The 26189-nt window shown below is 69.8% G+C and carries 25 protein-coding genes and 1 riboswitch; of the genes, 13 read left to right on the forward strand and 12 right to left on the reverse strand.

The genetic code is table 11. The annotated features are described in order from the left end of the window. Positions 1–54 precede the first annotated feature (54 nt). The 4 genes from ACTMTI_RS35375 to ACTMTI_RS35390 are packed head-to-tail and all read left to right on the forward strand — an operon-like array spanning position 55 to position 3984. Positions 55–999 carry an ABC transporter permease gene (locus ACTMTI_RS35375; protein ID WP_441125034.1) on the forward strand — a complete coding sequence of 315 codons (945 nt, stop codon included), beginning with the start codon at positions 55–57 and terminating at the stop codon, positions 997–999. Next, a complete protein-coding gene (locus ACTMTI_RS35380; RefSeq protein WP_441125035.1) occupies positions 992–1933 on the forward strand; it encodes an ABC transporter permease in 942 nt (313 codons plus the stop codon). The genes ACTMTI_RS35375 and ACTMTI_RS35380 overlap by 8 nt, the downstream gene beginning before the upstream one ends. 13 nt (positions 1934–1946) lie before the next feature. Next, positions 1947–2981, forward strand: coding sequence for an ABC transporter ATP-binding protein (locus ACTMTI_RS35385; protein ID WP_441125036.1), 1035 nt, complete (start codon positions 1947–1949; stop codon positions 2979–2981). Continuing rightward, positions 2968–3984 (forward strand): ABC transporter ATP-binding protein, encoded by a 1017-nt coding sequence (locus ACTMTI_RS35390; protein WP_441125037.1) that lies wholly within the window; start codon positions 2968–2970, stop codon positions 3982–3984. The genes ACTMTI_RS35385 and ACTMTI_RS35390 overlap by 14 nt, the downstream gene beginning before the upstream one ends. A gap of 60 nt (positions 3985–4044) precedes the next feature. On the opposite strand, the gene ACTMTI_RS35395 is transcribed toward ACTMTI_RS35390, so the two are convergent. From ACTMTI_RS35395 to ACTMTI_RS35415, 5 genes are all read right to left on the reverse strand, one after another. Continuing rightward, positions 4045–5226 (reverse strand): lipid-transfer protein, encoded by a 1182-nt coding sequence (locus ACTMTI_RS35395; protein ID WP_441125038.1) that lies wholly within the window; start codon positions 5224–5226, stop codon positions 4045–4047. Continuing rightward, on the reverse strand, positions 5223–5627 hold the full coding sequence (locus ACTMTI_RS35400; RefSeq protein WP_441125039.1) for a Zn-ribbon domain-containing OB-fold protein: 405 nt from the start codon (positions 5625–5627) through the stop codon (positions 5223–5225). The genes ACTMTI_RS35395 and ACTMTI_RS35400 overlap by 4 nt, the downstream gene beginning before the upstream one ends. Before the next feature lie 25 nt (positions 5628–5652). Beyond that, a complete protein-coding gene (locus ACTMTI_RS35405; RefSeq protein ID WP_441125040.1) occupies positions 5653–6792 on the reverse strand; it encodes a S8 family serine peptidase in 1140 nt (379 codons plus the stop codon). Continuing rightward, positions 6789–7286 carry a hypothetical protein gene (locus ACTMTI_RS35410; RefSeq protein ID WP_441125041.1) on the reverse strand — a complete coding sequence of 166 codons (498 nt, stop codon included), beginning with the start codon at positions 7284–7286 and terminating at the stop codon, positions 6789–6791. Before ACTMTI_RS35410 ends, ACTMTI_RS35405 begins: the two co-directional genes overlap by 4 nt. 193 nt (positions 7287–7479) lie before the next feature. Further along, complete coding sequence (locus ACTMTI_RS35415; protein ID WP_441125042.1) at positions 7480–8286, reverse strand: SAM hydrolase/SAM-dependent halogenase family protein; 807 nt, start codon at positions 8284–8286, stop codon at positions 7480–7482. Positions 8287–8393: 107 nt separating this feature from the next. Between ACTMTI_RS35415 and ACTMTI_RS35420 the strand changes: the two genes are divergently transcribed. From ACTMTI_RS35420 to ACTMTI_RS35430, 3 genes are read left to right on the forward strand one after another with little or no spacing between them, the layout of a single operon-like run. Beyond that, positions 8394–8693 (forward strand): DUF3263 domain-containing protein, encoded by a 300-nt coding sequence (locus ACTMTI_RS35420; RefSeq protein ID WP_441125209.1) that lies wholly within the window; start codon positions 8394–8396, stop codon positions 8691–8693. A gap of 39 nt (positions 8694–8732) precedes the next feature. Next, positions 8733–9503: a trehalose-phosphatase gene (otsB, locus tag ACTMTI_RS35425; protein ID WP_441125043.1), complete on the forward strand. Its 771-nt coding sequence runs from the start codon at positions 8733–8735 to the stop codon at positions 9501–9503. A 58-nt stretch (positions 9504–9561) separates the two neighbouring features. Continuing rightward, positions 9562–10134, forward strand: a complete 573-nt coding sequence (locus tag ACTMTI_RS35430) for a hypothetical protein (protein ID WP_441125044.1) — start codon at positions 9562–9564, stop codon at positions 10132–10134. Here ACTMTI_RS35430 and ACTMTI_RS35435 read toward each other — a convergent pair. Further along, positions 10131–11558, reverse strand: a complete 1428-nt coding sequence (locus ACTMTI_RS35435; protein WP_441125045.1) for an alpha,alpha-trehalose-phosphate synthase (UDP-forming) — start codon at positions 11556–11558, stop codon at positions 10131–10133. The genes ACTMTI_RS35430 and ACTMTI_RS35435 overlap by 4 nt on opposite strands. A 31-nt stretch (positions 11559–11589) precedes the next feature. Here ACTMTI_RS35435 and ACTMTI_RS35440 point away from each other — a divergent pair, with 31 nt between their 5' ends. The 5 genes from ACTMTI_RS35440 to groL all read left to right on the forward strand — a co-directional run bounded on the left by ACTMTI_RS35440 (position 11590) and on the right by groL (position 16317). Further along, entirely contained in the window at positions 11590–12144 is a 555-nt protein-coding gene (locus tag ACTMTI_RS35440; protein WP_441125046.1) for an RNA polymerase sigma factor, read from the forward strand. 79 nt (positions 12145–12223) lie between these two features. Beyond that, positions 12224–12365: riboswitch (SAM riboswitch) on the forward strand. Positions 12366–12378: 13 nt separating this feature from the next. Further along, positions 12379–13614, forward strand: coding sequence for a threonine synthase (gene thrC / locus ACTMTI_RS35445; protein WP_441125047.1), 1236 nt, complete (start codon positions 12379–12381; stop codon positions 13612–13614). Between the two features lie 24 nt (positions 13615–13638). After that, a complete protein-coding gene (locus ACTMTI_RS35450) occupies positions 13639–13914 on the forward strand; it encodes a MoaD/ThiS family protein (protein ID WP_132331077.1) in 276 nt (91 codons plus the stop codon). A gap of 243 nt (positions 13915–14157) precedes the next feature. Continuing rightward, positions 14158–14358 carry a cold-shock protein gene (locus tag ACTMTI_RS35455; RefSeq protein ID WP_357831957.1) on the forward strand — a complete coding sequence of 67 codons (201 nt, stop codon included), beginning with the start codon at positions 14158–14160 and terminating at the stop codon, positions 14356–14358. Positions 14359–14688: 330 nt separating this feature from the next. Continuing rightward, positions 14689–16317, forward strand: a complete 1629-nt coding sequence (gene groL / locus ACTMTI_RS35460) for a chaperonin GroEL (protein ID WP_441125048.1) — start codon at positions 14689–14691, stop codon at positions 16315–16317. 194 nt (positions 16318–16511) lie between these two features. Here groL and ACTMTI_RS35465 read toward each other — a convergent pair whose 3' ends face one another. Both ACTMTI_RS35465 and ACTMTI_RS35470 read right to left on the reverse strand, forming a co-directional pair. Then, positions 16512–17042, reverse strand: coding sequence for a YbhB/YbcL family Raf kinase inhibitor-like protein (locus tag ACTMTI_RS35465; RefSeq protein ID WP_441125049.1), 531 nt, complete (start codon positions 17040–17042; stop codon positions 16512–16514). A gap of 63 nt (positions 17043–17105) precedes the next feature. Further along, positions 17106–19112 (reverse strand): HelD family protein, encoded by a 2007-nt coding sequence (locus ACTMTI_RS35470; RefSeq protein ID WP_441125050.1) that lies wholly within the window; start codon positions 19110–19112, stop codon positions 17106–17108. A 199-nt stretch (positions 19113–19311) separates the two neighbouring features. On the opposite strand from ACTMTI_RS35470, the gene ACTMTI_RS35475 reads away from it, so the two are divergent. Further along, the gene (locus tag ACTMTI_RS35475) at positions 19312–19647 is read left to right on the forward strand and encodes a hypothetical protein (protein ID WP_441125051.1); all 336 of its coding nucleotides are present in this window, start codon (positions 19312–19314) and stop codon (positions 19645–19647) included. 240 nt (positions 19648–19887) lie between these two features. On the opposite strand, the gene ACTMTI_RS35480 is transcribed toward ACTMTI_RS35475, so the two are convergent. The 4 genes from ACTMTI_RS35480 to ACTMTI_RS35495 form a co-directional block, all read right to left on the reverse strand. Next, positions 19888–21534 carry a DNA repair helicase XPB gene (locus ACTMTI_RS35480; RefSeq protein WP_441125052.1) on the reverse strand — a complete coding sequence of 549 codons (1647 nt, stop codon included), beginning with the start codon at positions 21532–21534 and terminating at the stop codon, positions 19888–19890. Positions 21535–21685: 151 nt separating this feature from the next. Continuing rightward, positions 21686–22480 (reverse strand): ABC transporter permease, encoded by a 795-nt coding sequence (locus tag ACTMTI_RS35485; RefSeq protein ID WP_441125053.1) that lies wholly within the window; start codon positions 22478–22480, stop codon positions 21686–21688. Next, positions 22470–23447, reverse strand: coding sequence for an ABC transporter ATP-binding protein (locus ACTMTI_RS35490; RefSeq protein WP_441125054.1), 978 nt, complete (start codon positions 23445–23447; stop codon positions 22470–22472). Before ACTMTI_RS35490 ends, ACTMTI_RS35485 begins: the two co-directional genes overlap by 11 nt. A gap of 25 nt (positions 23448–23472) precedes the next feature. Continuing rightward, positions 23473–26115 (reverse strand): M16 family metallopeptidase, encoded by a 2643-nt coding sequence (locus ACTMTI_RS35495; RefSeq protein WP_441125056.1) that lies wholly within the window; start codon positions 26113–26115, stop codon positions 23473–23475. Positions 26116–26189 lie beyond the last annotated feature (74 nt).

The following is a 26189-nucleotide window of genomic DNA, read 5'->3' on the forward strand; positions in this document are numbered from 1 at the left end:
CCGGGAACCCATATGGTCGAGGAGTGGCCTTCTTCGCATGTACGGGAGGCTTAAATGGGCCGTTACATCATCAGGCGTCTGCTCCAGTCGATCCCCGTGTTGTTGGGTGCCACTCTGCTGATCTTCACCGTCGTCTTCGCGCTGCCCGGTGATCCCATCGCAGCGCTGGCCGGCGAGAAGCGGGCGGACCCCAACATCGTCGCGATCCTTCGCGAGCAGTACCATCTCAACGATCCGCTGTTGCTCCAATACTGGCACTACATCAGCGGAGTGCTTTTCCGCGCGGACTTGGGCGTCACTTTCGCGGACGTGCCCGTGTCCCAGATCCTGGCGGGCAAGTTCCAGGTCACGCTGAACCTCGCGATCACCGCACTGATCATCGAGGCGCTCGTCGGCGTCGGCCTCGGTCTGTGGGCGGCGCTGCGCCGCGGCGGGGCGACCGACACGATGATCCTCGCCTCGACGCTGCTGCTGATCTCGGTGCCGACCCTGGTGTCCGGCTTCATCCTGCAGTTCATGCTTGGCGTGAAGCTCAAGCAGTGGACGGGACTCGACGTCTTCCCGATCGCGGGCATCTCCGACGGCCTGCGCAGCTATCTGCTGCCGGGCTTCGTGCTCGCGGGCGTGTCGATCGCCTATCTCACCCGTCTCACGAGGACCAGCCTGGCAGAGACGCTACGGGCCGACTTCATCAGAACGGCCACCGCGAAGGGCCTCTCCCGGCGACGAGTCGTCGGGCGGCACGCCCTGCGCAACGCGCTGATCCCGCTCATCACGTTCCTGGGCGCCGACCTGGGCAACCTCATGGGCGGCGCGGTGATCACGGAGAGGATCTTCAACTTGCCGGGCGTCGGCCTTCAGCTCTTCGACTCGGTGTATCTCCGTGAGCAGTCCATGGTCGTCGGTATCGTGACAATCCTGGTGCTGATTTACATCCTGGCCAACCTGGCCGTCGACCTGATGTACGCAGTGCTCGACCCGAGGATCCGCTATGAGTAACATTCTGCCGGGCGGGCCCGCCGTCGCCCCCGAGGAGAGCCCGGCTCCCCAGTTGCCGGAGGTCAAGGCGAGCAAGCCGGCCAGCCTGTGGTCGGACGCCTGGCACGACCTGCGACGCAAGCCCATCTTCATCATCTCGTGCTGCATCATCGCGGTGCTCGCGGTGATGGCGATCTGGCCGTCTCTCTTCAGCTCGGTGGACCCGTTCAACGCCAGGACCTGCGAGCTGGCCACCGCACGGCAGCTGCCCAGCGCCGGGCACCCGTTCGGCCGCGACAACCTGGGCTGCGACATGTACGCCCGCACGATCTACGGCGCGGCCAACTCGCTGGTGATCGGCATCAGCACCTCGGTCTTCGCCGCGACCATCGGCGGTCTGCTGGGGCTCATCGCCGGCTTCTTCGGTGGCGTCACCGACACCGTGGCCTCGCGCATCACCGAGATCTTCTTCGCCATCCCCAGCATCCTGGGCGCGCTGCTCATCGGCTCGACCTTCCGCGACAGCGGGCTGGGCATCTGGCTGGTGGTCTTCGCGCTGACCCTCCTCGGCTGGCCCATGACGTTCCGGATCATGCGGGCGGCGGTCATCACCGCCAAGTCGCAAGACTTCGTCGTCGCGGCCAGGGCGCTGGGCGCGGGGCCCGTGCGCATCATGTTCAGGCACCTGCTGCCCAATGCGCTGGCCCCGGTGATCGTCGTCGCGACGATCAACCTCGGCGGGTTCATCGCGGCCGAGGCCGCGCTGTCGTACCTCGGAGTGGGCGTGCAGCCGCCGGAGATCTCCTGGGGTCTGATGATCGCGGACGCGCAGCGTCGCTTCCTCGAGGCGCCGTTGCCGCTGATCTTCCCCGCCGTGTTCCTGAGCGTCACCGTGCTCGCGTTCATCATGCTGGGCGACGCCGTACGCGACGCGCTCGATCCGAAGCTCAGGTAGAAGGGGGGACCAAGTGAAGAACACAGCGACGGATGTGTTGCCGTCCGAGGGAGGGATCGGCAACGAACCGCTGCTCGCGGTCGACAACCTGCACGTGGAATTCCGCACGCGTGCGGGCGTCGTACGGGCGGTCAACGGCGTGAGCTACACGGTCGGCCCCGGCGAGACGCTCGCGGTGCTGGGCGAGTCGGGATCGGGCAAGTCCGTGACCGCGCAGGCGATCATGGGCATCCTGGACATGCCGCCCGCGGTCATCCCGAAGGGCGAGATCCGCTTCAAGGGCACCAACCTGCTCAAGCTCTCAGAAAACGCCCGCACGCAGGTGCGCGGCCAGCGCATCGCCATGATCTTCCAGGACGCGCTCTCCGCGCTCAACCCGGTCTTCACCGTGGGCTGGCAGATCAGCGAGATGTTCCGGGTGCACCGGGGCATGTCCAAGGGCGATGCCATGAAGAAGGCCGTCGAGCTGATGGACAGGGTCCGCATCCCGGCCGCCAAGCAGCGCGTCAACGACTACCCGCACCAGTTCTCCGGCGGCATGCGGCAGCGCATCATGATCGCGATGTCGATCGCGCTGGACCCCGAGGTGCTGATCGCCGACGAGCCGACCACGGCGCTCGACGTGACCGTCCAGGCGCAGATCATGGAGCTGCTGGCCGAGCTGCAGCGCGAGAGCCAGATGGGTCTGATCCTGATCACGCACGACCTGGGCGTGGTCGCGGACGTGGCCGACAAGATCGCCGTTATGTACGCGGGCCGCATCGTGGAGAACGCCCCCGTGCACGACATCTACCGCGCGCCCGCGCACCCGTACACGAAGGGCCTGCTGGAGTCGATCCCCAGGGTGGACCAGAAGGGCCAGGACCTGTACGCCATCAAGGGCCTGCCACCCAACCTGCTCGATCTGCCGACCGGTTGCTCGTTCCACCCCCGGTGCCCCTACCGGCAGGACAACTGCGTGACCGACGTCCCCCCGCTTCACGAGATCAGCCGCACGCGAGGCAGCGCCTGCCACTACTGGAGGGAGGTCCTCGATGGCGACCGGTAATGAGCGCATCCTGGAGGTGCGCGACCTGGTCAAGCACTTCCCGCTGACCCAGGGCATCGTGCTCAAGAGGCAGATCGGCGCGATCAAGGCCGTCGACGGCATCTCGTTCGACCTGCACAAGGGCGAGACGCTGGGCATCGTGGGCGAGTCGGGCTGTGGCAAGTCCACCCTGGCCAAGGTCCTGATGGCGCTGGAGCGGCCCACCTCCGGCTCGGTGCTGATCAACGGCCGGGACATCGGCAAGGCCAGGGGCGCCGAGCTCAAGCGGATGCGGCGCAACATCCAGATGGTGATGCAGGACCCGTACACCTCGCTGAACCCCCGCATGACCGTCGGGGACATCATCGGCGAGCCGTACGAGATCCACACCGAGGTCGCGCCCAAGGGCGACCGCCGCAAGAAGGTGCAGGACCTGCTGGAGGTCGTCGGGCTCAACCCGGACCACATCAACCGCTACCCGCACCAGTTCTCCGGCGGACAGCGCCAGCGCATCGGCATCGCCCGAGGGCTGGCGCTCCAGCCGGAGATCATCGTCTGCGACGAGCCGGTCTCCGCGCTCGACGTGTCGATCCAGGCGCAGGTGATCAACCTGCTGGAGCGGCTGCAGAACGAGTTCAACCTGGCGTACATCTTCATCGCCCATGACCTGTCCGTCGTCCGGCACATCTCGGACCGGGTCGGGGTGATGTACCTGGGCAAGTTCGTGGAGCTGGGCAAGGACACCGAGATCTACGACAAGCCCGCGCATCCGTACACGCAGGCGCTGCTGTCGGCGGTGCCCGTTCCCGATCCTGAGGGACGGGAGCAGCGGGAACGGATCATCCTCCAGGGCGACCCGCCGTCCCCCGCCAACCCGCCGTCGGGGTGCCGGTTCCGTACGCGGTGCTGGAAGGCGCAGGAGATCTGTGCCGAGGAGGAGCCGTTGCTGCAGATCCGGCCGGGGACGGGGCACGAGAGCGCGTGCCACTTCGCCGAGACGCACGACGTGGTGCACATCGGCTGATTCCCATTCGCGTCGCGCCCAGGGCCCTCCGAAAGTTTCTCTCGGAGGGCCCTGGCGCGGTCAGATGGTGGCGATAACGGCGGAGCCGTGGCCGAAAAGGCCCTGGTTGGCGGCGAGGGCGACACGGGCGCCCGCCACCTGCCTGGCCCCCGCCCGGCCCCGCAGTTGCGTGGCCAGCTCGCAGAGTTGGGCGACGGCCTGGGCCGGGATGGCCTCGCCGAAGGACGCCAGACCGCCCGAAGGGTTGACCGGGACGCGGCCCCCCAGCGCGCTCTCGCCGTCGCGCAGCAGTTTCTCCGCCTCGCCCGGCGGGCACAGCCCGATGTCCTCCATCCAGTCCAGCTCCAGCGCCGTCGACAGGTCGTACACCTCCGCCAGCGACAGCTCCTCGGGCCCCAGCCCGGCCTCCTCGTAGGCGGCGTGCGCGATCGCCGCTCTGAAGGGCCTCTCAGGCGGCGGTACGGCGGCGCACGAGTCGGTGGCGAAGTTCGGCAACTCCAGGATCGCGTTGGGAAAGGTCGGGGTGACGGTGGACACGGCCGCCAGGCGTACGAAGCCGGCGCCGCGCCGCCGGGCGTACTCCTCCGAGGCCAGCACCACCGCCGCGCCCCCGTCGGAGGTGGCGCAGATGTCCATGAGCCGCAGCGGGTCGGCCACCATGGGGGAGGCCAGCACCTCCTCGGCCGTGACGGGCTTGCGGTAGCGGGCCATGGGGTTGAGCGACCCGGCCAGCGCGTTCTTGACCTTGACGGCGGCGAAGTCCTGGGACGTGGAGCCGTACAGGGCCATGCGCCTGCGCGCGTAAAGGCCGAAATAGGCCGGATTGGTGGCACCCAGCAGGCGGAAGCGCAGCCAGTCAGGATCGTCCGGGCGATCGCCGCCCACCGGTTTGAAGAACCCCTTCGGCGTCGAGTCCGCCCCCACCACCAGCGCGACGTCGCACAGGCCGGCCAGGATCCGGGTGCGGGCGATGTCGAGGGCCTGGGCCCCCGACGCGCACGCCGCGTAGCAGGAGGCGATCCTGGCCCCCGACCACCCGAGCGCCTGCGCGTAGGAGGCGCCGGCGACGAAGCCCGGGTAGCCGTTCCTGATGGTGTCCGCGCCCACCACGTACTGGACGTCGGTCCAGGCGATCCCGGCGTCGCGCAGTGCCGCGCGGGCCGCCGCGACGCCGTACTCCAGGAAGGGCTTGCCCCATTTGCCCCACGGATGCAGGCCCGTGCCCAGCACGACCACGCTCACGATGCCCGCCTCCACATCCACACCAGCGGCCCGTCGGCCAGTGGCCCGCTGGTGAGCTCCAGTTCCATGCCGATCCGGAGCTCGTCCACCGTGAGCCCCATGACCTGCCCGAGCACCACGATCCCCGCCCCGTCGAGCTCGACCGCGGCCAGCGTCACCGGCTCGTACGGCTCCGCCGCCACGAACGGCGGAGGCGGCGGATAACAGGCGTTCGTGTACGACCAGACGCGCCCGCGCCGGGGCAGCCTGGCCACCTCCATCTCCTCGCCCTCGCAACGCGGATTGGGACAGAACCCGCGCCGCGGTGGGAAGCAGACGGTGCCGCAGGCCGTGCACCTGGTGCCCAGCAGGCAGACGCCGTCGGCGTCGATGGCGAACCAGCCGTCGATCGCGTACGTCATGCGAGGAGTATCACACAAGCGCTTGCTAGGTTAAATCCCTGCCGCGCCGCTGTCGCGTCATGACCACCCGTACCGACATGACCGCCACCAGCGCCAGCAGGCCCGCCACCACGTGGGCCCGCGACGAGGGCTCCGGTCCGGCGCCGAAATACGGCCCGGGGCGGGGGAGCGGGGCCGCGGGGGCGTCCAGCCGGTCGGCCGCGCGCAGTGCCAGCAGCGCGTTGGCCACGCCGTGCCCGTATGCGCGGCTGTATCCGGCCGCCGGCCGCTTCCTGGCGCCGAGCTCGATGGCCGTCCGCACGTGGTACGGCGACATGCCGGGATGCGCCGACTTGATCAGCGCCGCGATGCCCGCCACCATGGCCGCCGCCGAGCTGGTGCCCTCGCCCACCACGTACGCGTCGTCGCCGTCGGCCGTGACGATCTCCGTGCCCGGCGCGACCACGGACAGGTAGTCCTGCCTGTTGGAGAACCTCGCCACCCGCAGCCGCCGGTCCACGGCCCCCACGGCGATCACCCCGGGATAGGCGGCGGGGAAGTTCTTCCTGTTGCCCGCGTCGCCGTCGTTGCCGGACGAGGCCACCAGCACCGCGCCCTTGCCGATCGCGTACTGGACGGCCTCCTCCTCGTCCGCCGAGCCCTCCCACGCGCCGCTGCCGCCGCCCAGCGACATGCTGATGACGTCGGCGCCGTGGTCGGCCGCGTAGCGGATGCCCTTGGCCAGCGCGTTGCCGCCGCCGGAGCGCTGCTGCGCGCGCAGCGGGTCGCCGTTCTCCAGCGTGACCCTGATGGACAGTACCTTGGCCGCGGGCGCCACCCCGATGACGCCGCCCTTGTGGCCGTCGCCGTGCCCGCGCCCGGCGATCAGGCTGGCCATGGCCGTCCCGTGCCGCCCCCAGAGGCCCGCGCTCCGGGCGGCACCGGTCAGGTCGGGACCCTGGCTCACCACGCCCGCCAGGTCCTGGTGGCGGCCGTTGACGCCGGTGTCCAGGACGGCGACCAGCACGCCCGCGCCCTTGCTCTCCCGCCACGCCTCGGGCAGCCGCAGCGCGCCGAGCTGCCACTGGCCGGCGCGCACGACCTCGCCGACGTCGTCGGAGGCGACCGGCGCGGCGACGCCGACCACCAGGGTGGCCATCAGGAGGGGGACGAGGACCCGGTTCATCGGGTCAGCGTCCGGTGCAGCGCCGTCGCGAGCTGCCGTGCGATGCCGCGCAGCCGCGGCACGGTCCGGTCGCCCGGCCGGTACGACCTGCCGTCCGCGTACCCGGCGGCCGTCGCCACCAGATAGCGCTCCCACGATCCCATCAGCACCCCGGTGAAGTACTGACGCTCCCCGAACCGCTCGGCGGGCCCACCGGGGAACGCCACGGGCCGCACGCTCGCCGGCCGCCCGGCGTCATAGCGTCCGGACCCCGGTTCGTCGAGCACGGCGATCCCCACGGTGGCGACGAAGGTGTGGGTGCTGTCGGCGTACGTGGCACGTAACGCGGTACGGCACCCGCGCGGAACCGCGCCCGGCTGGAACGCCACCCGGCAGGGCGCCTCGGGTGCGACCCCGGCCAGCACGTACGTGACCCGCGCCCCCGAGGGGCTGACGCCGGCCATCGTGCCGGGGAAGAGCTTCGCCACCGGCCACGCGTGCCAGCGCTCGGACACGGGCGGCTCCGCCGGGGGCCAGAGAGCGGACATTATGGAGAGCAGGACCACGGACAGCTGGTACACGTCAACCTCGAACGGGAGAGGAGGGACGCCCGTTTGACCCCGCATTCTGACACGTGACCGCCGCTCCATTCCGACGCTTCGGTAAACAGACCGATACGCGGAGTAATTCCGATCTGTGGCATTCCTCCTATGGAGTCGGCGCAAGTCGGACATGCGCCCCCGGTGGGAGCCCCAGCCGCTGCGCCGCGTCACCCGAGTTGACCGCGATCGCGACCAGGCCGGCCGAGTCCGCGAACGCCACCAGCTCGCCCGGCGGCACCGCCGCGAACGTCTCCCGGTACGGCATCGAGAGCTGCCGCCGCCCCAGCCAGACCCCGAGCGTGTCGCCCACCCGGACGCCGAGCGCCTGCAGGTCCCCGGCCGGGATCGAGAGCTGGGTGTTGCCGTAGCGATCGACCGAGACGACCTCGCCCTCCACCGAGCCGTCGCGCAGCTGCGAGGTGGGCTCCGGGAGGGTGACCAGCCTGCCCACCGGCACCTCGGGCCCCAGCTCAGCGAGCGCCAGCCCGCCGCACAGCCGCCCGGCGACCGGCGAGAACACGTCGCGCCCGTGGAAGGTCGGCGAGACGGGGCGCAGGAAGTGCCGCTCGTCGCTGATCTCGTAGGCCGCCCGCGCGCCGCCGCTGGCGTGCACCGCCCACGACAGCAGCCCGTTGTCCGGGCCGATGAACACCCGGCCGCCCGCCTCGACCGCCACCGCGCGCCGGGCGCCGCCCGTACCGGGATCGACGGCGCCGATGTGGATGCCCGCCGGGAGGTACGGGATGGTCTGGGCGAGAATCGCCGCGCCCCGCCGTACGTCCCCCGCGGGGATCAGGTGGCACACGTCGATCACCCGGGCCTGCGGAGCGATCCCGGCAATCACTCCATGACAGGCCGCCACATAGCCATCTTCAAGCCCATAGTCGGTGAGGAGGGTGATTACTGAGGTCACAATTGGGGACTGTACGTCCCCCCATCCGCCGTGAACAGCCGCACTCGGGACATTACGATTGGTGGATGCGACGCGCTCGTCGCGTGCTCCCTTTCGAGGAGGACACCATGGGAGCACCGCTCAGCGGTGACAACGCTGCCCAGGAACCGCCCCGCCAACCTCTCTCACAACGTGATCTCGAGCTCCTCGCCTTCGAGCGCCAATGGTGGCGCTACGCGGGCGCGAAGGAGCAGGCCATCAAGGAGGCCTTCGGGTTCTCCGCCACGCGCTATTACCAGTTGCTCGGCGAGTTGATCGACCGGCCGGAGGCATTAGAGCAGGACCCGATGCTCGTGAAGCGGCTACGCAGGTTGCGCTCCACCCGCCAGCGCGACCGCGCGGCCAGAAGGCTTGGCATGCGTCCCTGACCGGCTGGGTAAGGCAGCCGCGTGGAGAACATCCCTGGAATGGAAGCGATCTTGAAGGATCCGGCGGGAGCCGTGATCGGACTCGACTTCGACGGGACCCTGTCGCCGATCGTGCCCGACCCCGCCGCGGCCGTGGTCCACCCGAAGGCGGCCGCGGTCCTCGCCGAGCTGGGCGCACACGTGCGCGCGGTGGCCATCGTGACGGGCCGGCCTCCTGCCACCGTGCTGGAGCTGGGCCCCGGGCTGGCCGACGTGCCGGGGCTGGTGGTGCTCGGGCACTACGGTTTCGAGCGCTGGGAGGGCGGCCGGATCTCCGCGCCGCCGCCTCCGCCCGGCGTGCCGCGCGCCGAGGCGGAGCTGCAGTTGCTGCTCGGCTCCCTCCAGCTGCGAGGCGTGACGATCGAGGACAAGGGCCGGGCCGTGGCCGTGCACACCAGGCGCAGCCCCGACCCCGAGGGTGCGCTCGCCGCACTGCGCGAGCCGCTGGCCAAGCTGGCCGCCAAGCACGGCTTGGTGATCGAGCCCGGGCGCATGGTGCTGGAGCTGCGGCCGCCGGGCATGGACAAGGGGCAGGCGCTCAGCCTGTTCCTGGCCGAGCGGGCCGCCAGGTCGGTCATGTTCGTCGGCGACGACCTGGGGGATCTGGCCGCGTTCGACGCCGTACGCGCGTCGGGGTTGCCCGGTGTGACCGTGTGCAGCGGCTCCGCCGAGGTGACGGCCCTGGCCGAGCGTTCCGACATCGTGGTGGACGGCCCGGACGGAGTGGTGGCCCTCTTGGCGGAGCTCGTGTCGGCTTTCAGCCGTTCGTGATCGAGGCTTTCAGTCGTTGGTGACTGATCTGCAAGTGGCGCTCCCTAGGGTCGGGGTCATGTCCAAGCGCTACCTCGTCGTCGCGGCCGTGGCCGCGGCCACCCTCGTGACCGCCGCCGTCCCCGCGAACGCCGCTCCCGCCCAGCCGCTGAAGTTCCGCAACGGCCTGACGATCTACATTCCGATCGAGTGGGAGGTCCGCCGCATCGGCGCCGACCAGGTGCAGGTCATCACCGGCAAATGTCGTGGCACCCAGGGCTGGGGCACGTACGAGTGCAAGGCCTTCTACCTCTTCGGCCCGTCGATGATCAAGATCGGCGCCGAGGGGTGGGGTGCCTACACCGGCAAGAACCCCTTCTACACGGCGAGCGACGTGCAGCCCTGCCCCTTCAACCGCAAGTGGGGCGAGCACATCGGTCCGCAGGTCAAGCGGGGCCTTCGCCAGGTCGGCCCGGGGCACAAGGCCGCCTACAACGCCTGGAGCGCCACGTGCGTCCCCTACGACAGCAACAAGATCAAGGGCCGCTTCACCCAGCGCGAGTGGTACCTGCCGAAGAGCAAGATCCTGATCGTGGACCAGTGGAACACGCCGGGGCTGTCCGACGCTCTCAAGTACGCCGACTGGAACTAACGCTCCAGGGCTTCGAGCTGGGCCGCGAGCCACTTCTGCGGCGGCAGGGCGGTGGCCGCGGCGCACAGCTTGTCGCGCCGCGTCCGGCGCTCGTCCTCCGGCATGACCAGTGCCTCGTACAGGGCGGCGGCGGTGCCGCTGATGTCGTAGGGGTTGACCACGAGCGCGTGCGCCCCCAGCTCGGCCGCCGCCCCCGCCTCGCGCGAGAGCACCAGCGCGCAGCGCGGCGACAGCACCGGGCCCTCCTTGGCGACCAGGTTCATCCCGTCGCGGATGGGGTTGACCAGCAGCACGTCCGCCATCCGGTACGCCGCCAGGGAGCGCGGGTAGTCGTCGTTGACGTTGAGAATGAGCGGGTCCCAGTCCTCGGTGGCGTAGTCGTCCTCGATCTGCTGGGCGCAGCGCTGCACCGACGCGGTGTATTCGCGATATTCGGGCAGGTCGTGCCGGCTCGGGTAGGCGAAGGCCAGATGGACCACCCGCCCGTGCCACTCCGGGTGCGCGTCGAGGAACTCGCGGTAGGCCACCAGGCCGCGCACGATGTTCTTCGACAGCTCGGTGCGGTCGATGCGGACGATCAGCTTGCGGTCGCCGACCTGCTCCCTGATCGCGGCCATGTGCGACTCGACGTCGGGCTCGCAGGCCCGCTCCCACAGCGCCGCGCCGTCCACGCCGAGGCTGTGCACGCCGACGCGGGTCGTCCTGCCCTCGTAGGTGACGCTGCGGCCGACCCGGTCGACCTCGGCGCCCAGCAGCGCCTCGCAGCAATCCATGAACGCCCCCGCCCAGCGCCCGGTCAGGAACCCGGCGTGATCGGCGCCCAGGATGCCTTCGAGCACTTCTCCGGCCACCTCGTCGGGCAGCAGGGAGAAGTATTCCGGCGGCGCCCACGGGGTGTGGCTGAAGTGGGCGATGCGCAGGTCCGGCCGCTCGGCGCGGAGCATCGCCGGAGTCAGCGTGAGGTGGTAGTCCTGCACCATCACGCGGGCGCCGTGCCCGGCCTCCTCGGCCAGCGCCAGCGCGAACGCGCCGTTGTAGTCACGGTAGGACTCCCACTCGCGCGCGAACCTCGTGCCGAAGTTGGGCGCGTTGGGGATGTCGTAGAGCAGGTGGTTGACGAACCACAGCGTGGAGTTGGCCACGGCGTTGTAGGCCCGGTGGAAGGTGGCCGACGGGATGTCGAGCATCCGCAGCGGGCCCGTGTCGTAGCCGGCCTGGTCGATCCGGCCGCCGGGAGCCAGGCGTACGGCGCTGCGGTCGTCGTCGGACAACGCCGCGCAAACCCACAGCACGCCGTCGTCTTTCGCCACACCGGACAGCCCGGACACGAGACCGCCGCCGCCGCGCTTCATGGTCAGCTCGCCGTCGTCGGAGACGGTGAAGGAGACGGGCCCTCTGTTGGAGGCCACCAGAACGCTGTTCATACAGGCTCCCTTCGATCATAGGATCCCAGCTATGGCGCTTGATGAGCTAACCGAGGAACTCGCCCGATCCGCCGCAGCCGGAGATCATCGCGCGCTTGGCGAGCTTTTGGCCAGGATCGAACCCGATGTGATGCGGCACTGTGCCCGGATCCTGCCTTATCACCAGGACGCGGAGGAGGCATCCCAGGACACCTTGCTGGCTGTGGCCCGCAACATCGGGCGGTTCGAGGGCCGGGCCAGGTTCAGCACCTGGCTGCACATCGTGACCGCCAACTGCGCGCGCACCACCTACCGCTCTCTCAAACGCCGGGCGGCCGAGCAGACCTCGGACGAACTGCCGATGCAGAAGCCCGACGTGCGGCGGGTCAGCGTGATCGCGGGCTCGCGGCTCGACCTGCTCGACGCGATGGAGGCGCTGGAGGCCGACAAGCCCGACCTGGCGCAGGCGCTGGTGCTGCGCGACATCGTCCAGCTCGACTACAACGAAGTGGCCGAGCAGCTAGGCATCCCGCTCGGCACCGCGAAGTCACGCATTCACCAGGCACGCAAATACGTGCAGGCCGCCCTGGGGGAGGACTATCGCTGAGACTTGGCGTCTCATTTGCTGAGACAGATGGCCGTTCCGGCTACTCCGGCAGGTACAGTCTCTGTCAACAACTGAATATTGCTCATCCAGAGGGGTGGAGGGACCGGCCCTGCGAAGCCCCGGCAACCCTCCCGGCTTGTGACTCGCGACCTGGCGAGGCCGACCGGGACAAGGTGCCAATTCCGGTTCGCGGTCAAGGTGGCCGTGGGCGAAGATGAGGGAAGGCCTCGCTTCATGTCGCTCGACTTTGGTCCTGCTGTCGCTCTGTCCTGCCGCGAGTGCGGCACGCGCTACCCGCTGGGTCCCAGCTTCGCCTGTCTGGAGTGTTTCGGGCCGCTCGAGGCGGCCTACGATTTCGGCGGCGTGAGCCGCGCGGACATCGAGTCGGGTCCCGCGAACATCTGGCGCTACCGTTCGCTGCTGCCCGTGCCGGCCGACGTGATCAGCAAGCCCAACATGAACCCGGGCTGGACCAAGCTGGTCAAGGCGGGCAACCTCGGGCGGGCGCTCGGCATCGAGTCCCTCTACGTGAAGGACGACTCGGGCAACCCCACCCACTCCTTCAAGGACCGAGTGGTCGCCATCGCCGTCGAGGCGGCGCGCAACTTCGGTTTCCACACGCTTTCCTGCTCCTCCACCGGCAACCTCGCGGGCGCGGTCACCGCCGCGGCGGCGCGGGCCGGGCTCGACGCCTGCGTGTTCATCCCGGCGAACCTCGAAGAAGCCAAGATCACCATGGCGCGGGTGTTCGGCGGCAAGCTGATCGGGATCGACGGGACGTACGACGAGGTCAACAGGTTCTGCTCCGAGCTGATCGGCGACCCTCTGGGTGACAAGTGGGGGTTCGTCAACGTCAACCTGCGGCCTTACTACGCCGAGGGCTCCAAGACGCTCGCGTACGAGATCGCCGAGCAGCTCGGCTGGCGGCTGCCCGAGCAGATCGTCATTCCCATCGCCTCGGGCTCGCAGCTCACGAAGATCGACAAGGGCTTCAAGGAGCTGGTCGCGCTGGGGCTGGTCGAGGACACGCCTTACAAGATCTTCGGGGCGCAGGCGGCCGGGTGCTCGCCGGTGTCGGCGGCCTACAAGGCCGGGCACGACGTCGTCCAGCCGGTCAAGCCGGACACCATCGCCAAGTCGCTGGCCATCGGAAACCCGGCGGACGGGCCGTACGTGCTGGACATCGCCCGGCGCACCGGAGGGGCCGTCGAGGACGTCACGGATGCCGAGATCGTGGCCGCGATCAAGCTGCTGGCCTCGACGGAGGGCATCTTCGCCGAGACCGCGGGCGGGGTGACCGTGGGCGTGCTCAAGAAGCTCGTCGAGACGGGGCAGCTCGATCCCGAGGCCGAGACCGTGGTGCTGAACACCGGAGACGGGCTCAAGACGCTCGACGCGATCAGCGGCGACGCCGCCAAGCCCACCGCCGTGATCCGGCCCTCTCTCGACGCGTTTCGTGCGGCTGTCTGACTACCAGGAAAGCGAGTTATAACCATGAGCGTCTCTGTGCGGATCCCAACGATTCTACGCACCTACACCGGGGGCAACGCCGAAGTGAGTGGCGAAGGCGCGACTCTTCGTGACGTCCTCGCCAAGCTCGACTCCGACTACCCGGGGATCGGCGCGAGAATTCTGGATGAATCGGGCAAGATTCGGCGTTTTGTCAATGTTTACGTGGGGGAAGAGGACGTCCGTTTCGCCCAAGGGCTCGACACTCCAGCCCCTGAGGGCACGCAGATCTCCATCATCCCGGCGGTCGCCGGCGGCTGAGTGCAGTAGATCACATCCTTGAAGGCGCCCCTAGTGGGCGCCTTCTCCTTTTCGTCACCAATTCAACGTTGAACAACCTCCCTTGTGCGGAAATGCGTTGTTTGTGGTTTGACTCTGTTGCCAAACGCTGTGCCACAGGTATGGTCGAGGGCGATCGTCTGGCTGATTTTCCGTTAAGTCAGGCGATTACAGGTCTCGCGGTGGAATGGGCGAGATCTGTTAGCCCAGTAAGAGGAGTCGGAAGTGGCGCAGGGCACCGTCAAGTGGTTCAACGCGGACAAGGGCTACGGCTTCATCGCGGTAGACGGTGGTAAGGATGTATTCGTCCATTACTCAGCGATCCTGATGGACGGGTATCGATCTCTCGAACAGGGGCAGCGCGTCGAGTTCGAGATCACGCAGGGCCAGAAGGGACCGCAGGCCGAGGCTGTCCGCGCGGTCTGATTCACGTCACTGGTATGCACCGGCGGCATCGCACGGCAGCGCAGTCCGTGCGAGCCCGCCACCTCCCTTTCGTCGAGACTGACACGGCGGGCCGCTCGGGGCGGCTCGCCGTTCAGGCCGATTGACCTGGGAAGGAACGCCAGGTACGGGGTCTCTGGCTTGCACTCGGCAGGGTAGAGTGCTAAACAGTTCGTTGGCACTCTGTGCAGCAGAGTGCCAACAACTCGGATCGAGACGATGGGGTCTGCCGAACGGAGATGCAGACCCATGCCGTCGCGGGCGTCGGCTCGGTCCAGGACAAGCCACCCTGTATCTGGGAGGTCTAGCCTTATGGCAGCCAAGATGATCGCGTTTGACGAGGACGCCCGGCGCGGTCTCGAGCGCGGTATGAACCAGCTCGCTGACGCCGTCAAGGTGACCCTGGGCCCCAAGGGCCGCAACGTCGTGCTGGAGAAGAAGTGGGGCGCTCCCACGATCACCAACGACGGTGTCTCCATCGCCAAGGAGATCGAGCTCGAGGACCCGTGGGAGAAGATCGGCGCTGAGCTGGTCAAGGAAGTCGCCAAGAAGACGGACGACGTCGCGGGTGACGGCACCACCACCGCCACCGTGCTCGCCCAGGCGCTGGTACGCGAGGGCCTGCGTAACGTAGCCGCGGGTGCCAACCCGATGGCGCTGAAGAAGGGCATCGAGGCCGCGGTCGAGCGCGTCAGCGAGGAGCTCTCCAAGCTGGCCAAGGACGTGGAGACCAAGGAGCAGATCGCTTCCACCGCCTCCATCTCCGCCGCCGACCCCGAGATCGGCGCGCTCATCGCCGAGGCGATGGACAAGGTCGGCAAGGAAGGCGTCATCACCGTCGAGGAGAGCAACACCTTCGGCCTGGAGCTCGAGCTCACCGAGGGCATGCGCTTCGACAAGGGCATGACGTCGATGTACTTCGTCACCGACTCGGACCGCATGGAGGCCGTGCTCGAGGACCCGTACATCCTGATCGTCAACAGCAAGGTCTCCGCCAACAAGGACCTGCTGCCGCTGCTCGACAAGGTCGTGCAGTCCGGCAAGCCGCTGCTGATCATCGCTGAGGACGTCGAGGGCGAGGCCCTGGCCACCCTGGTCGTCAACAAGATCCGCGGCCTGTTCCGCTCCGTGGCCGTCAAGGCCCCGGGCTTCGGCGACCGCCGCAAGGCCATGCTCAACGACATCGCCATCCTCACCGGTGGTCAGGTCGTCGCCGAGGAGGTCGGTCTCAAGCTCGAGAACGCCACCCTCGACCTGCTGGGCCGCGCGCGCAAGGTCGTCGTCACCAAGGACGAGACCACGATCGTCGACGGCGCCGGTGACGCCGAGCAGATCGCCGGCCGGGTCAACGAGATCCGCGCCGAGATCGACCGCACCGACTCCGACTACGACCGCGAGAAGCTCCAGGAGCGTCTCGCCAAGCTGGCCGGCGGCGTGGCCGTCATCAAGGCCGGCGCGGCGACCGAGGTCGAGCTCAAGGAGCGCAAGCACCGCATCGAGGACGCCGTCCGCAACGCCAAGGCGGCCGTCGAGGAGGGCATCGTCCCCGGCGGTGGCGTGGCGCTGCTGCAGGCCGGCGCCAAGGCGTTCGACAAGCTCGAGCTCAACGGCGACGAGGCCACCGGTGCCGCGATCGTCAAGAAGGCGCTCGAGGAGCCGCTGAAGCAGATCGCGGTCAACGCCGGTCTCGAGGGCGGCGTCGTGGTGGAGCGCGTTCGCAACCTCACCCCGGGTGAGGGCCTCAACGCCGCCACCGGCGAGTACGTCAACATGTTCGAGTCGGGCATCATCGACCCGGCCAAGGTGACGCGCTCGGCGCTGCAGAACGCCGCCTCCATCGCGGCGCTCTTCCTCACCACCGAGGCCGTCATCGCCGAGAAGCCGGAGAAGACCCCGGCCGCTCCCGCCGGCATGCCCGGCGGCGGCGACATGGACTTCTAAGTCTTTCTCGCTGTTCACGATAAGAGCGGTCCGGATTTCCGGGCCGCTCTTATTTTCGTTTTCCGGCCATGACGTTTGATAATCGCGCCGCTACTGACCGCGCCGGTTCATCGGCTCCCGCAGCCCTGCGTGCCGTTCCACGCGGTCGTGGCCGGGCAGGCGCGGCCAGGTGGCGGCGCGTGCCCGGCCGGTGCTCAGACGCCGTAGTGGGGGATGATGTGGCCGCGGGCCAGGGTGTTGGCGGTGATGTTGAAGCCGGCCACCGCCGGGCTGGCGTCGCTGTCCACGCCCAGCTTGTCGACGCCCAGCGCGTGCACCGTGAAGACGTAGCGGTGCGGGTCACCGGGCGGCGGGGCCGAGCCGCCGTAGGCCTTGACACCATAGTCGTTGCGGGCGTGGACCGCGCCCTCGGGCAGGCCCTTGAAATCGGGAGAGGTGCCCGCGCCCGTGGGCAGCTCGGTCGCCGAGGCCGGCAGGTCGAACAGCACCCAGTGCCAGAACCCGCTGCCCGTGGGGGCGTCGGGATCGAAGCACGTGACGGCGTAGCCGCGGGTCTCGGCGGGCGCGCCGGACCAGCGGAGGTGGGGCGAGAGGTTCTGGCCCGTCATGCCCCAGTCGTTGAAGACGTGCAGGTCGCTCAGCCGCTCACCGTGCTGGATGTCGTCGCTCTCGACCACGAGCGCGGGAACCGACGGCAGGTGTTCATGTGGAAGCGGTGCTGGCACGGCGTCCTCCTAGGTAGAGAGCTTCTTGCCCGCCATCCTAGAAGCGGCCGTGCCCGCCGCATTTCAGGCTGCCAGCTGGGGAGGCAGCGGCTTGTCGTGCAGGACCGTCAGTGAGGTCACGGCACGGGTCAGGACCACGTACAGGCGGGCCAGGCCCCGGGGCTCGGCCGCGACGATGTCGGCGGGTTCGACGACGATGACGTGGTCGTACTCCAGGCCCTTGGCCAGGGTCGCGGGCACCACCAGCAGGCGGTGCTCCTCGCTGGAGTCGGGGTCGAGGACGGCGTGGGGGAGATCGGCGAGAGCACTGGAGACCTCACCGGCCATCGCGTCGGGGACGATGACGCCGATCGAGCCCTCCTTGGCGAGGACCTCTCTGGCGGCCTCCGCGATCGAGCCGCCCGGGCGTATGGCGAGCGAGCCCGCGCCGGGGCGCAGGGATCGAGGAGCGGCCAGGTCGGGGGCGATCGAGGGGAGCAGGCGGGCCGCGTAGTCCAGGACCTCGCGCGGTACGCGGAAGCCGAGCGTCAGCTCCGTCACCTCGCCCTCGCGCTGGCCCAGGTGCTCCAGCACCGACTCCCACGAGCTGGTCGACCATGGCGTGGTGCCCTGGGCCAGGTCGCCCAGCACGGTGGCCGAGCCGTTGCGGCAGCGCCGGCCGAGCGCCCTGAGCTGCATCTCGGACAGGTCCTGGGCCTCGTCCACCACCAGGTGGCCCAGCGACGGCGTGCGCTCCATCAGGTCGCGGAGCTCGTCCAGGAGCGCGGCGTCCGCGGCGGACCATTTGGCGGACTTCCAGCCCCGGTACGGTTTCCGCCAAATAAGCATTTCTTGCTCATCAGGCGACAAATCGGATTTTGAGGCTTTAGCGAGAAATTCCGGGTCGGACAGCAGGCGATGAAGCACCTGTTCCGGCGTCAGCTTGGGCCAGACCGCCTCCACGAGCTGCTTGACCGGTTTCGACCTGGCCACGGCGTCCTGCACGCGGTCGTCGGGCGACTCGCCGCGCTGCTCCATGCGTACCAGCACCATGTGGGCCAGCCGCTGCGCCAGCGCCGCCCGCCCGGGAAGGTAGCGGGTGGTGCCGCGCAGGGAGGCCACGATCTCGCGTACCTCGTAGTCCGCCACCCGGAAGCGGTAGGCCCCCTTGGTGAACACCAGGCCCTCCTCGGGCTTGACGATGTGCAGCCAGAGCGCGCGTTCGAGCACCGCCGCCATCCTGGCGTCGCCCTTGACCGCCGCGACCATCGGGTCCTCCGGAGCCGCGTGCTCCCCGAGCAGCCCCGCCACCGTGGTCTGGTCGACCTTGACCTCGCCGAGCGCCGGCAGCACCGAGGAGATGTACGACAGGAACGCCCGGTTGGGGCCGACGATCATCACGCCGGACCTGGCGAGCCGCTCGCGGTGGGTGAACAGCAGGTACGCCGCCCGGTGCAGGCCCACAGCGGTCTTACCGGTGCCGGGGGCGCCCTGCACGCACACCGTCTGCGCCAGGGTGGAGCGGACGATCTCGTCCTGGTCCGGCTGGATCGTGGCGACGATGTCACGCATCGGGCCGGTGCGCGGGCGCTCGATCTCCTCGGTGAGGATCCGCGACGGGCCGATGTCGACGCCCTCGCCTTCGCCGAGCGGCTCGTCCTCGAACGCGGTGAGCGCGCCGCCGTGGTAGCCGAAGCGGCGCCGGCGTACGACACCCATGGGGTCGGCCGGGCTGGCCTGGTAGAACGCGCGCGACACGGGGGCGCGCCAGTCGATGACCAGGGGGCGGCTGTGCCCGTCGTGCACGTGGCGGCGGCCGACGTAGATCGTGCCGGGCAAATCATCGCCTGCCATGCGGTCGAGGCGGCCGAAGAACAGCGGCGTGTCCGGATGGTCGGCCAGCGCGGCCACCCGCTGGTCGAGCAGCGACTGGAGGATCTGCTGCGACACCCAGTCGCCGGCCGCGTCCGCCGACAGCGACTGGGCGTGGGCGCGCATGGCGGCGAGCGCGGCCCTGGAGGAGGCCAGATGAGCCTGCTCGGCGGCGAGCACGTCGGAGGGTATGTCGGGGGCCAATTGGTGTGCGGGCATGCGAAAGCGCCTCCCATAGGTGGCAACGGAGGTGGTTAAGGCAGCGAATCGGCCAGTTTAATAGCGGCGGCTGCGGGGTTCCACAGCATTTACCGCCGCCGCGCCGCGCTGTCCGGCGTTGGCCCGCGCCGCCCGAGCCGCTGCGATGGGGCCCGATTACGGTCGGTTGCCCGGGTTTGGGGCCGGGTAGGGGTAGGAAGTGGCGCGGGTCCAACTCCGTTTTTCGCCGATCATTCCCACGATCGCGAGCTTCCTGCTGGCGGCCCTGTGGGGGTTGTCGGTGTTCGCCGGCTGGGGACTGGAGGCGTTCTGCGCGGGCGGCGAATCGTCGTCGACCTGCTCGCAACGCCTCGGTACGGTCTCCACGGTGTCGGGGCTGTTCGCCGCGCTCGCCGCCTGCTGCACGGCGGCCGCCTGGCTGATCCCGTCGTCGCGGCACGACCCGCGTACGTTCGGGCGGGTCATGGGCGCCGGAGTGGTGTCGTGGATCGTCGCGGAGGGCGTGCTCTTCCTCGGCGGCCTGCTGGTGCGTTGACCGGCCACAACGCCCGAAGCTGGGAACCACCTGGGAATACCGAAAATATGGGGCATATCAGGTGGGTTTGTCGGATCATGGGGGTATGTCGCAGGCGGCCTGATGATACGCAGGTGAGGGGGGTGGTTCGATTGTCAACGGCCCGCGGAGTCTCGTGGACGTGACACCACGCTGGATGCCTGGCCGCTCCGGCGAGCGGCCGGGCACCGAGCCCCTCGCACCCGGGGGCACGCGCCGGCGTCACACCCCGCCGAGCACGTCGTCGGCGTCGATGATCTGATACGCGTACCCCTGCTCGGCCAGGAACCGCTGCCGGTGCGCCGCGAACTCCTGGTCCACCGTGTCCCTGCTGACCACCGTGTAGAACCGGGCGCCCCCGCCGTCGGCCTTGGGCCGCAGCACCCGGCCGAGCCGCTGGGCCTCCTCCTGGCGTGAGCCGAACGTGCCGGACACCTGGATCGCGATGGCCGCCTCCGGCAGGTCGATGGAGAAGTTGGCCACCTTCGACACCACCAGCACCTGGATCTCCTTGTCGCGGAAGGCCTGGTAGAGCCGCTCGCGTTCCTTGATCCTGGTCTCGCCCTTGATGACCGGCGCGTTGAGGTGCTCGCCGAGCTCGTCGAGCTGGTCGATGTATTGCCCGATGACCAGCACCTGCTCGCCCAGGTGGCGCCGGACCAGCGCCTCGGTCACGTGGGTCTTGGACGGCGTGGTGGCGCAGAAGCGGTAGCGCTCCTCGGCCTCGGCCATCGCGTACGCCAGCCGCTCCTCGTCCGTCAGCGTGACCCGCACCTCGACGCAGTCGGCGGGCGCGATCCAGCCCTGGTTCTCCATCTCTTTCCAGGGCGCGTCGTAGCGCTTGGGGCCGATCAGCGAGAACACGTCGCCCTCGCGCCCGTCCTCGCGCACCAGCGTCGCGGTCAGCCCGACCCGGCGGCGGGCCTGCAGGTCGGCGGTCATCCGGAAGATCGGCGCGGGCAGCAGGTGCACCTCGTCGTAGACGACCAGTCCCCAGTCGCGCGCGTCGAACAGCTCCAGGTGGCTGTAGACACCCTTCCGCCTGGTCGTCATCACCTGGTAGGTGGCGATGGTGACCGGGCGGATCTCCTTCTTCGAGCCGGAGTATTCGCCGATCTCGTCCTCGGTCAGCGAGGTGCGCTTGAGCAGCTCGGTCTTCCACTGGTGGGCCGAGACCGTGTTGGTCACCAGGATGAGCGTGGTGGCCTGGGCGTGCGCCATCGCGGCCGCGCCGACGATCGTCTTGCCGGCGCCGCAGGGCAGCACGACCACGCCGGAGCCGCCGTGCCAGAAGGCGTCGGCCGCCTCCTGCTGGTAAGGCCGCAGCGCCCAGCCGTCCTGCGTCAGCTTGATCGGGTGCGCCTCGCCGTCGACGTAGCCGGCCAGGTCCTCGGCGGGCCAGCCCAGCTTGAGCAGCGCCTGCTTGACGTTGCCCCGGTCGCTCGGGTGGACGACCACGGAGTCGGGGCCGAGCCGCTCGCCCAGCATCGGCTGGATCTTCCTGGAGCGCAGCACCTCTTCGAGCACGGCCCGGTCGCTGGAGGTCAGGACCAGGCCGTTGACCGGGTCCTTCTCCAGCCGCAGCCGTCCGTAGCGGGCCATGGTCTCGGCGACGTCGACCAGCAGCGCGTGCGGCACCGGATAGCGGCTGTAGCTGATCAACGCGTCGATGACCTGCTCGGCGTCGTGGCCGGCGGCGCGGGCGTTCCACAGCGCCAGCGGGGTGACGCGGTAGGTGTGCACGTGTTCTGGAGCGCGTTCGAGTTCGGCGAACGGCGCGATGGCCTTGCGGCATTCGTCGGCCTTGGCGTGGTCGACCTCGAGCAACAGTGTCTTGTCCGATTGGACGATCAGCGGTCCATCGCTCACTGGCTTTTCTCCGTGGGTTCGGGGACGGGGCCTGGGTGCAGCAGGACCATCGTCTCCTGATCCCGGCTTTGGCCGCTCCAGTGTGCAACGTCCAGGGCGCCCGGATTAGTCCGAACAACTAATCCGCGCGCCCTGGACGTATCACCGGAGGTCAGGAGCTGCGCGGCTCCCACCGGAAGTGCTTGCGGGCGATGAGCACGCCCACGACGATCCACGCCACGATCAGCAGCAGCCGCGGTCCCGCGGCCCCCCATGACTCGGCGAAGGATACCGCCGGATGCGGCGCCGCCTGCGTGAAGTCCTGGCCGAAATAGCCGATGCGGATGACGTCGACGACCGGCGAGAGCGGCAGCGCGCCCGCGACGCGCTGCACGATGTCCGGCATGCCGGACAGGGGGAAGCTCGCCTGCGAGGTCGTGGCCAGCACCAGCATCGCCGGCAGGACCGTGATCTGCGCCGACTCGCCGCTCTTGGTGAACCCCGACAGCGCCGCCGCCATCGGCACGAACATCACCGAGCCCAGCACGATGCCGAGGAAGAGCAGCGGGATGTTGCGCGGCAGGTGCCCGCCCAGCGCCACCATGCCCAGCGTGATGATCGCGGCGGCCTGCAGTACGTAGATGACCGTGCAGGCCAGCCCGCTGCCGCCGAAGATGGCCGCCTCGGACAGCACGCTCCCGCGCATGCGCTTCAGCACCAGCTCCTCACGCCGGACGGTGAAGACCGTCGTCAGGTGCATGAAGGTGACGAAGAAGCCGATCAGGGCGAGCATCCCGGTCAGGGTGTAGAGCCCCGACGCGACGCCGGACACGAAGCCCTCCTTGAGCAGGAGCGCCACGCAGCCGAGCAGGAGCGGGAAGGCGATCGTGGTGAAGAACGCCATGCGGTTGCGCGTCAGCAGCGCCAGGTCGAGCCTGGCGAGCCGCAGGGTGTGGTTAAGCAGCATGCGCCACCTCCAGGAAGACGTCCTCGAGGGAGGCGCTGCGTACTTCGAGCCGGTCGAGGACGAGACGGTTCTGGGTCGCCCACGAGATCAGGTGGGCGAGGGACTGCTGGGTGCCCGAGGGGTCGGAGCCCAGCCGGTATTCGGCGATGAGCTGGCCCTTGCGCAGCTCGGTGGTCGCGACCACGCCTTCCAGCAGGGGGAGCCGGTCGAGGGGCAGCTGGTCGGGGACGCAGAAGCGGATGCGGTTGCCCTGCTGGGCGACGACCTCCGCGGCGGTGCCGGCCAGCTCGATCCGGCCCTCGTGCATGATGGCCAGCCGGTCGGCCAGGCGCTCGGCCTCCTCCAGGTAGTGGGTGGTCAGCAGCACGGTCGTGCCGGAGGAGACCAGGTCCTGGATGATGGTCCAGGTATTGCGGCGCGCCTCGGGGTCCATGCCGGTGGTGGGCTCGTCCAGGAAGAGCACCTTGGGCTGGGCGAGGGTGGCCAGCGCCAGGTCGAGGCGGCGCTTCTGCCCGCCGGACAGCTGGCGCACCTGCACGTCGGCCTTCTCCTCCAGCTCGACGCGGCCGAGGATCTCCGAGACCGAGTACGGCTTGTTCGGCGACACGTCCCGCCAGAACCGTACGGTCTCGACCACGGTGAGGTCGCTGAAGAAGCCGCCTTCCTGAAGCATGAGCCCGGTGTGCGGGCGGACCTTGGCCCGCTCGGCGAACGGGTCGTGGCCGAGCACGCGCACGGAGCCCCCGGTCGGCGTCCGGAAGCCCTCCAAGATCTCGATCGTGGTGGTCTTGCCTGCTCCGTTGGTGCCCAGCAGCGCGAACAGCTCGCCGGGCCGGACCTCGAAGGAGATTCCCCTGACCGCCTCGAAGTCTCCATAGCGCTGGTGGAGATCGCGGACTTCGATGACGGACGTGGTTTCGGTTCTTTCCACTGTTTGCCTGCGTTCCAGGAGGTTCTGGGAGATCATTTTCATCCTCATTGTCGGGCGGCGATCATGTGCTGACGAGTTGTTTGCTGAAGTCGCCGACGGCGACGCCGGCGAAGGCTTCCGGGATGATGACCGCCCGGCAGGCGGCCAGGACGTCGTCGTCGGGCACGGCGGAGAGCCTGCGGCCGTAGCCGAAGATCTCCTCGACGGGCAGGCCGAGCTCGATCCGGCCGGTGATGGCGGTGGCCAGGTCGTCCTGGCCACCCGTGCCCGCGAGCCGGCGCCCGACCAGGTAGTGCCTGGCGGCGTCGATCTCGGCGGGTCCGTACGGCTTCGCGGTCACGTCATGGACGACGCGGTGGAACTCCTCGACCGCCGCGTCGGCTGCCTCCCTCCTGACGTCGAAGCTCACCGACAGGCTGGAGCGGCCACGATCCGGCTCGATGACGCTCCTGGCCGAATAGGTGAACCGGTGGACATCGCGGAGCGCGGCGGACAGCCGTGAGGAGGAGTAGCCGCCGAACGCCATGTTGGCGATCTCGGCCGCGGGGAAGGCGGGGTCGCCGGGATCCGGGCAGGGGGCGCAGAAACGTACCTGCACCTGCGCGCCGCCGGGATGGTCGAGCACCTCCCACGACGGGCCCGCGGGCGCGTCCGGCAGCGGCGCCGGTTCGGGGGCGGGCGCGCCGTGCCAGGCGGCGAGGGCCGCGGCGGCTTCGGCGACGGCGGTCTCAGGCACCAGGTCGCCGACCATGACGAGCGAGGCGGCGGCCGGCGACAGGCCGGTCGTGTGGAAGGTCTCGAGGTCGAGCGCGGTCACCGCGGAGACGGCCGCGGCGGAGGCGTACTCGGGGCCGAGGCCGCGCAGGCGGCGCAGGGCGGTGCGGGCGATGCCGGCCGGGTGGGCGGACACGGCGGCGATCTGGTGGGCGATCAGCGTCCTGGTGGTGCGCACGTCGGCGGCGTCGTAGCCGTCGCTCGTGGCCAGGGCGCCGGCCAGGGTACGCAGGACGACGCCGAGGCCGGACGACGGGCCGTTGCCGGAGAGTGTGAGCCGCTCTGTGTCCGCGAGTGGCACGATCGTCCAGCCGGTGCGCTCCAGCCGGGCGGCCTCCTGGCAGCGGCTCTCCCGCAGGAGCATCGCCCCCAGGACGGCCGCCGTGGCGTCGCCGGCCGCCGGGAGTCCGATGCGCAGCCGTACCGACACCAGGGGTACGGCCGGGGCGCGCACGGCGACCACCCGCAGCCCGCTGCCGAGCAGGACGTCAGCGATGGCGGGGGTCCGCACGGGAGGGAGCGGGCCGAGCGCGGGCAGCCCGGCGGGACTGGTGGGTGCCGCGGCGGGGGTGGTCGCCGCGGGTGGCACCGGGGCGGGGGTGGTCGCCCCCGTGGAGACCGTGGCGCGGGTGGGCGCCGCGGCGCGCGCCCGGGCGGTGGTGGCCGCCGGGCGTACCTGGACCAGGGCGCGGGCGTGCTCCTGGCAGCGGCGGGCGGCGGCGGAGATCTGCTCGTGCGTGACCTGCCGGAGCAGCCCCGGCACCGCCTCGACCAGGCCGGGCGCGCCGAAGAGCGTTTCCAGGCGTCCGTAGGCGCGGGCCCGGTCGCCCGGCTGGGCGTGCGCCCGGCTCCACGCGGCGGCCGCGCGGGCGGCGGCTCCGCTCAGTTCCTCGTGCGGGATGCCCGGCGAGGCGAGCCTGGCGAGTTCGGCGTCGATGGTGGCGACGATCCGGTCGGCGTCGGCCGGCTCGGGGTGAAAGGCCGTGATGGTGAACGTGTCGGGGTCGCGGGCGCGAAGGGCGCCGCCCATGAGACCGCAGCTCGACTTGACCGTCACCGCGCCCAGGCCGGCGGCGACCAGCGCCCGGTGCAGCCCGCTGGTGACGCCGTCGGTGAGCAGCGCGGACAGGACCATGTGGGCCAGGTAGCCGTCGAGGTCCGCGGCCGGGTCGGGCAGCCGGTGGCCGAGCGCGAGCGCCGGGCCGGGGGCGCGGGCGTCGAGGTGGACGGCGCGGAACTCCCCGATCCGCACGGGCTCGGCGCGCGCCGCCGGGATGGGGACGGGCCGGCCCTCGATACCGGCGAAGTGCCGCGCCACCAGGCCGGTCGCCTCGTCCGGGTCGATGTCCCCGCTGATCGCGAGGACGCAGTTGGCCGGGTGGTAGTGGGACGCGAAGAAGTCCGCGCAGTCCGCCGTCGTCGCCTGGTCCAGGTCGTGGAAGTCGCCGTATCCGTCGTGGGTGTCGGCGAAGCCCTCGTACAGCGTCTGCGAGACCACCGGCCACGGGAAACGGCCGTACGGCTTGCTCAGGATGTTGCGCCTGATCTCGTCCTTGACGATGGCGAGCTGCTTGGCCAGCGCGCCCTCGGTGATGCGCGGGGCGCGGAGCCGGTCGGCCTCGAGGAAGAGCACGCGCTCCAGCGCCGAGCCGGGCACGGTCTGGTAGAAGTTGGTGGCGTCCGGCCCGGTCGAGCCGTTGAAGGTCCCGCCGGCCGCCTGGATGAGGCGGCCGTGCAGGCCCGGCGCGACGTTCCGGCTCCCCTCGAACATCAGGTGCTCGAAGAGATGGGCGAACCCGGTCCTGCCCTCGGGCTCGGAGCGGAATCCGACGCCGTAGTGCAGGCTGATCCCGACCGTGGCGGCGCATGGATCCGGCGCCAGCACGAGCCGCAGCCCGTTGGGCAACGTGATCCGGCTGATTTCGGGCATGATGCATCTCTCTCAAGGCAGGTAGGTGTCATCACCGTTGACGCGGTTACCGGTCCCCTGGCGGAATTAGAGCT

Source organism: Nonomuraea sp. H19 (assembly GCF_052068215.1).
Lineage (GTDB): Bacteria > Actinomycetota > Actinomycetes > Streptosporangiales > Streptosporangiaceae > Nonomuraea.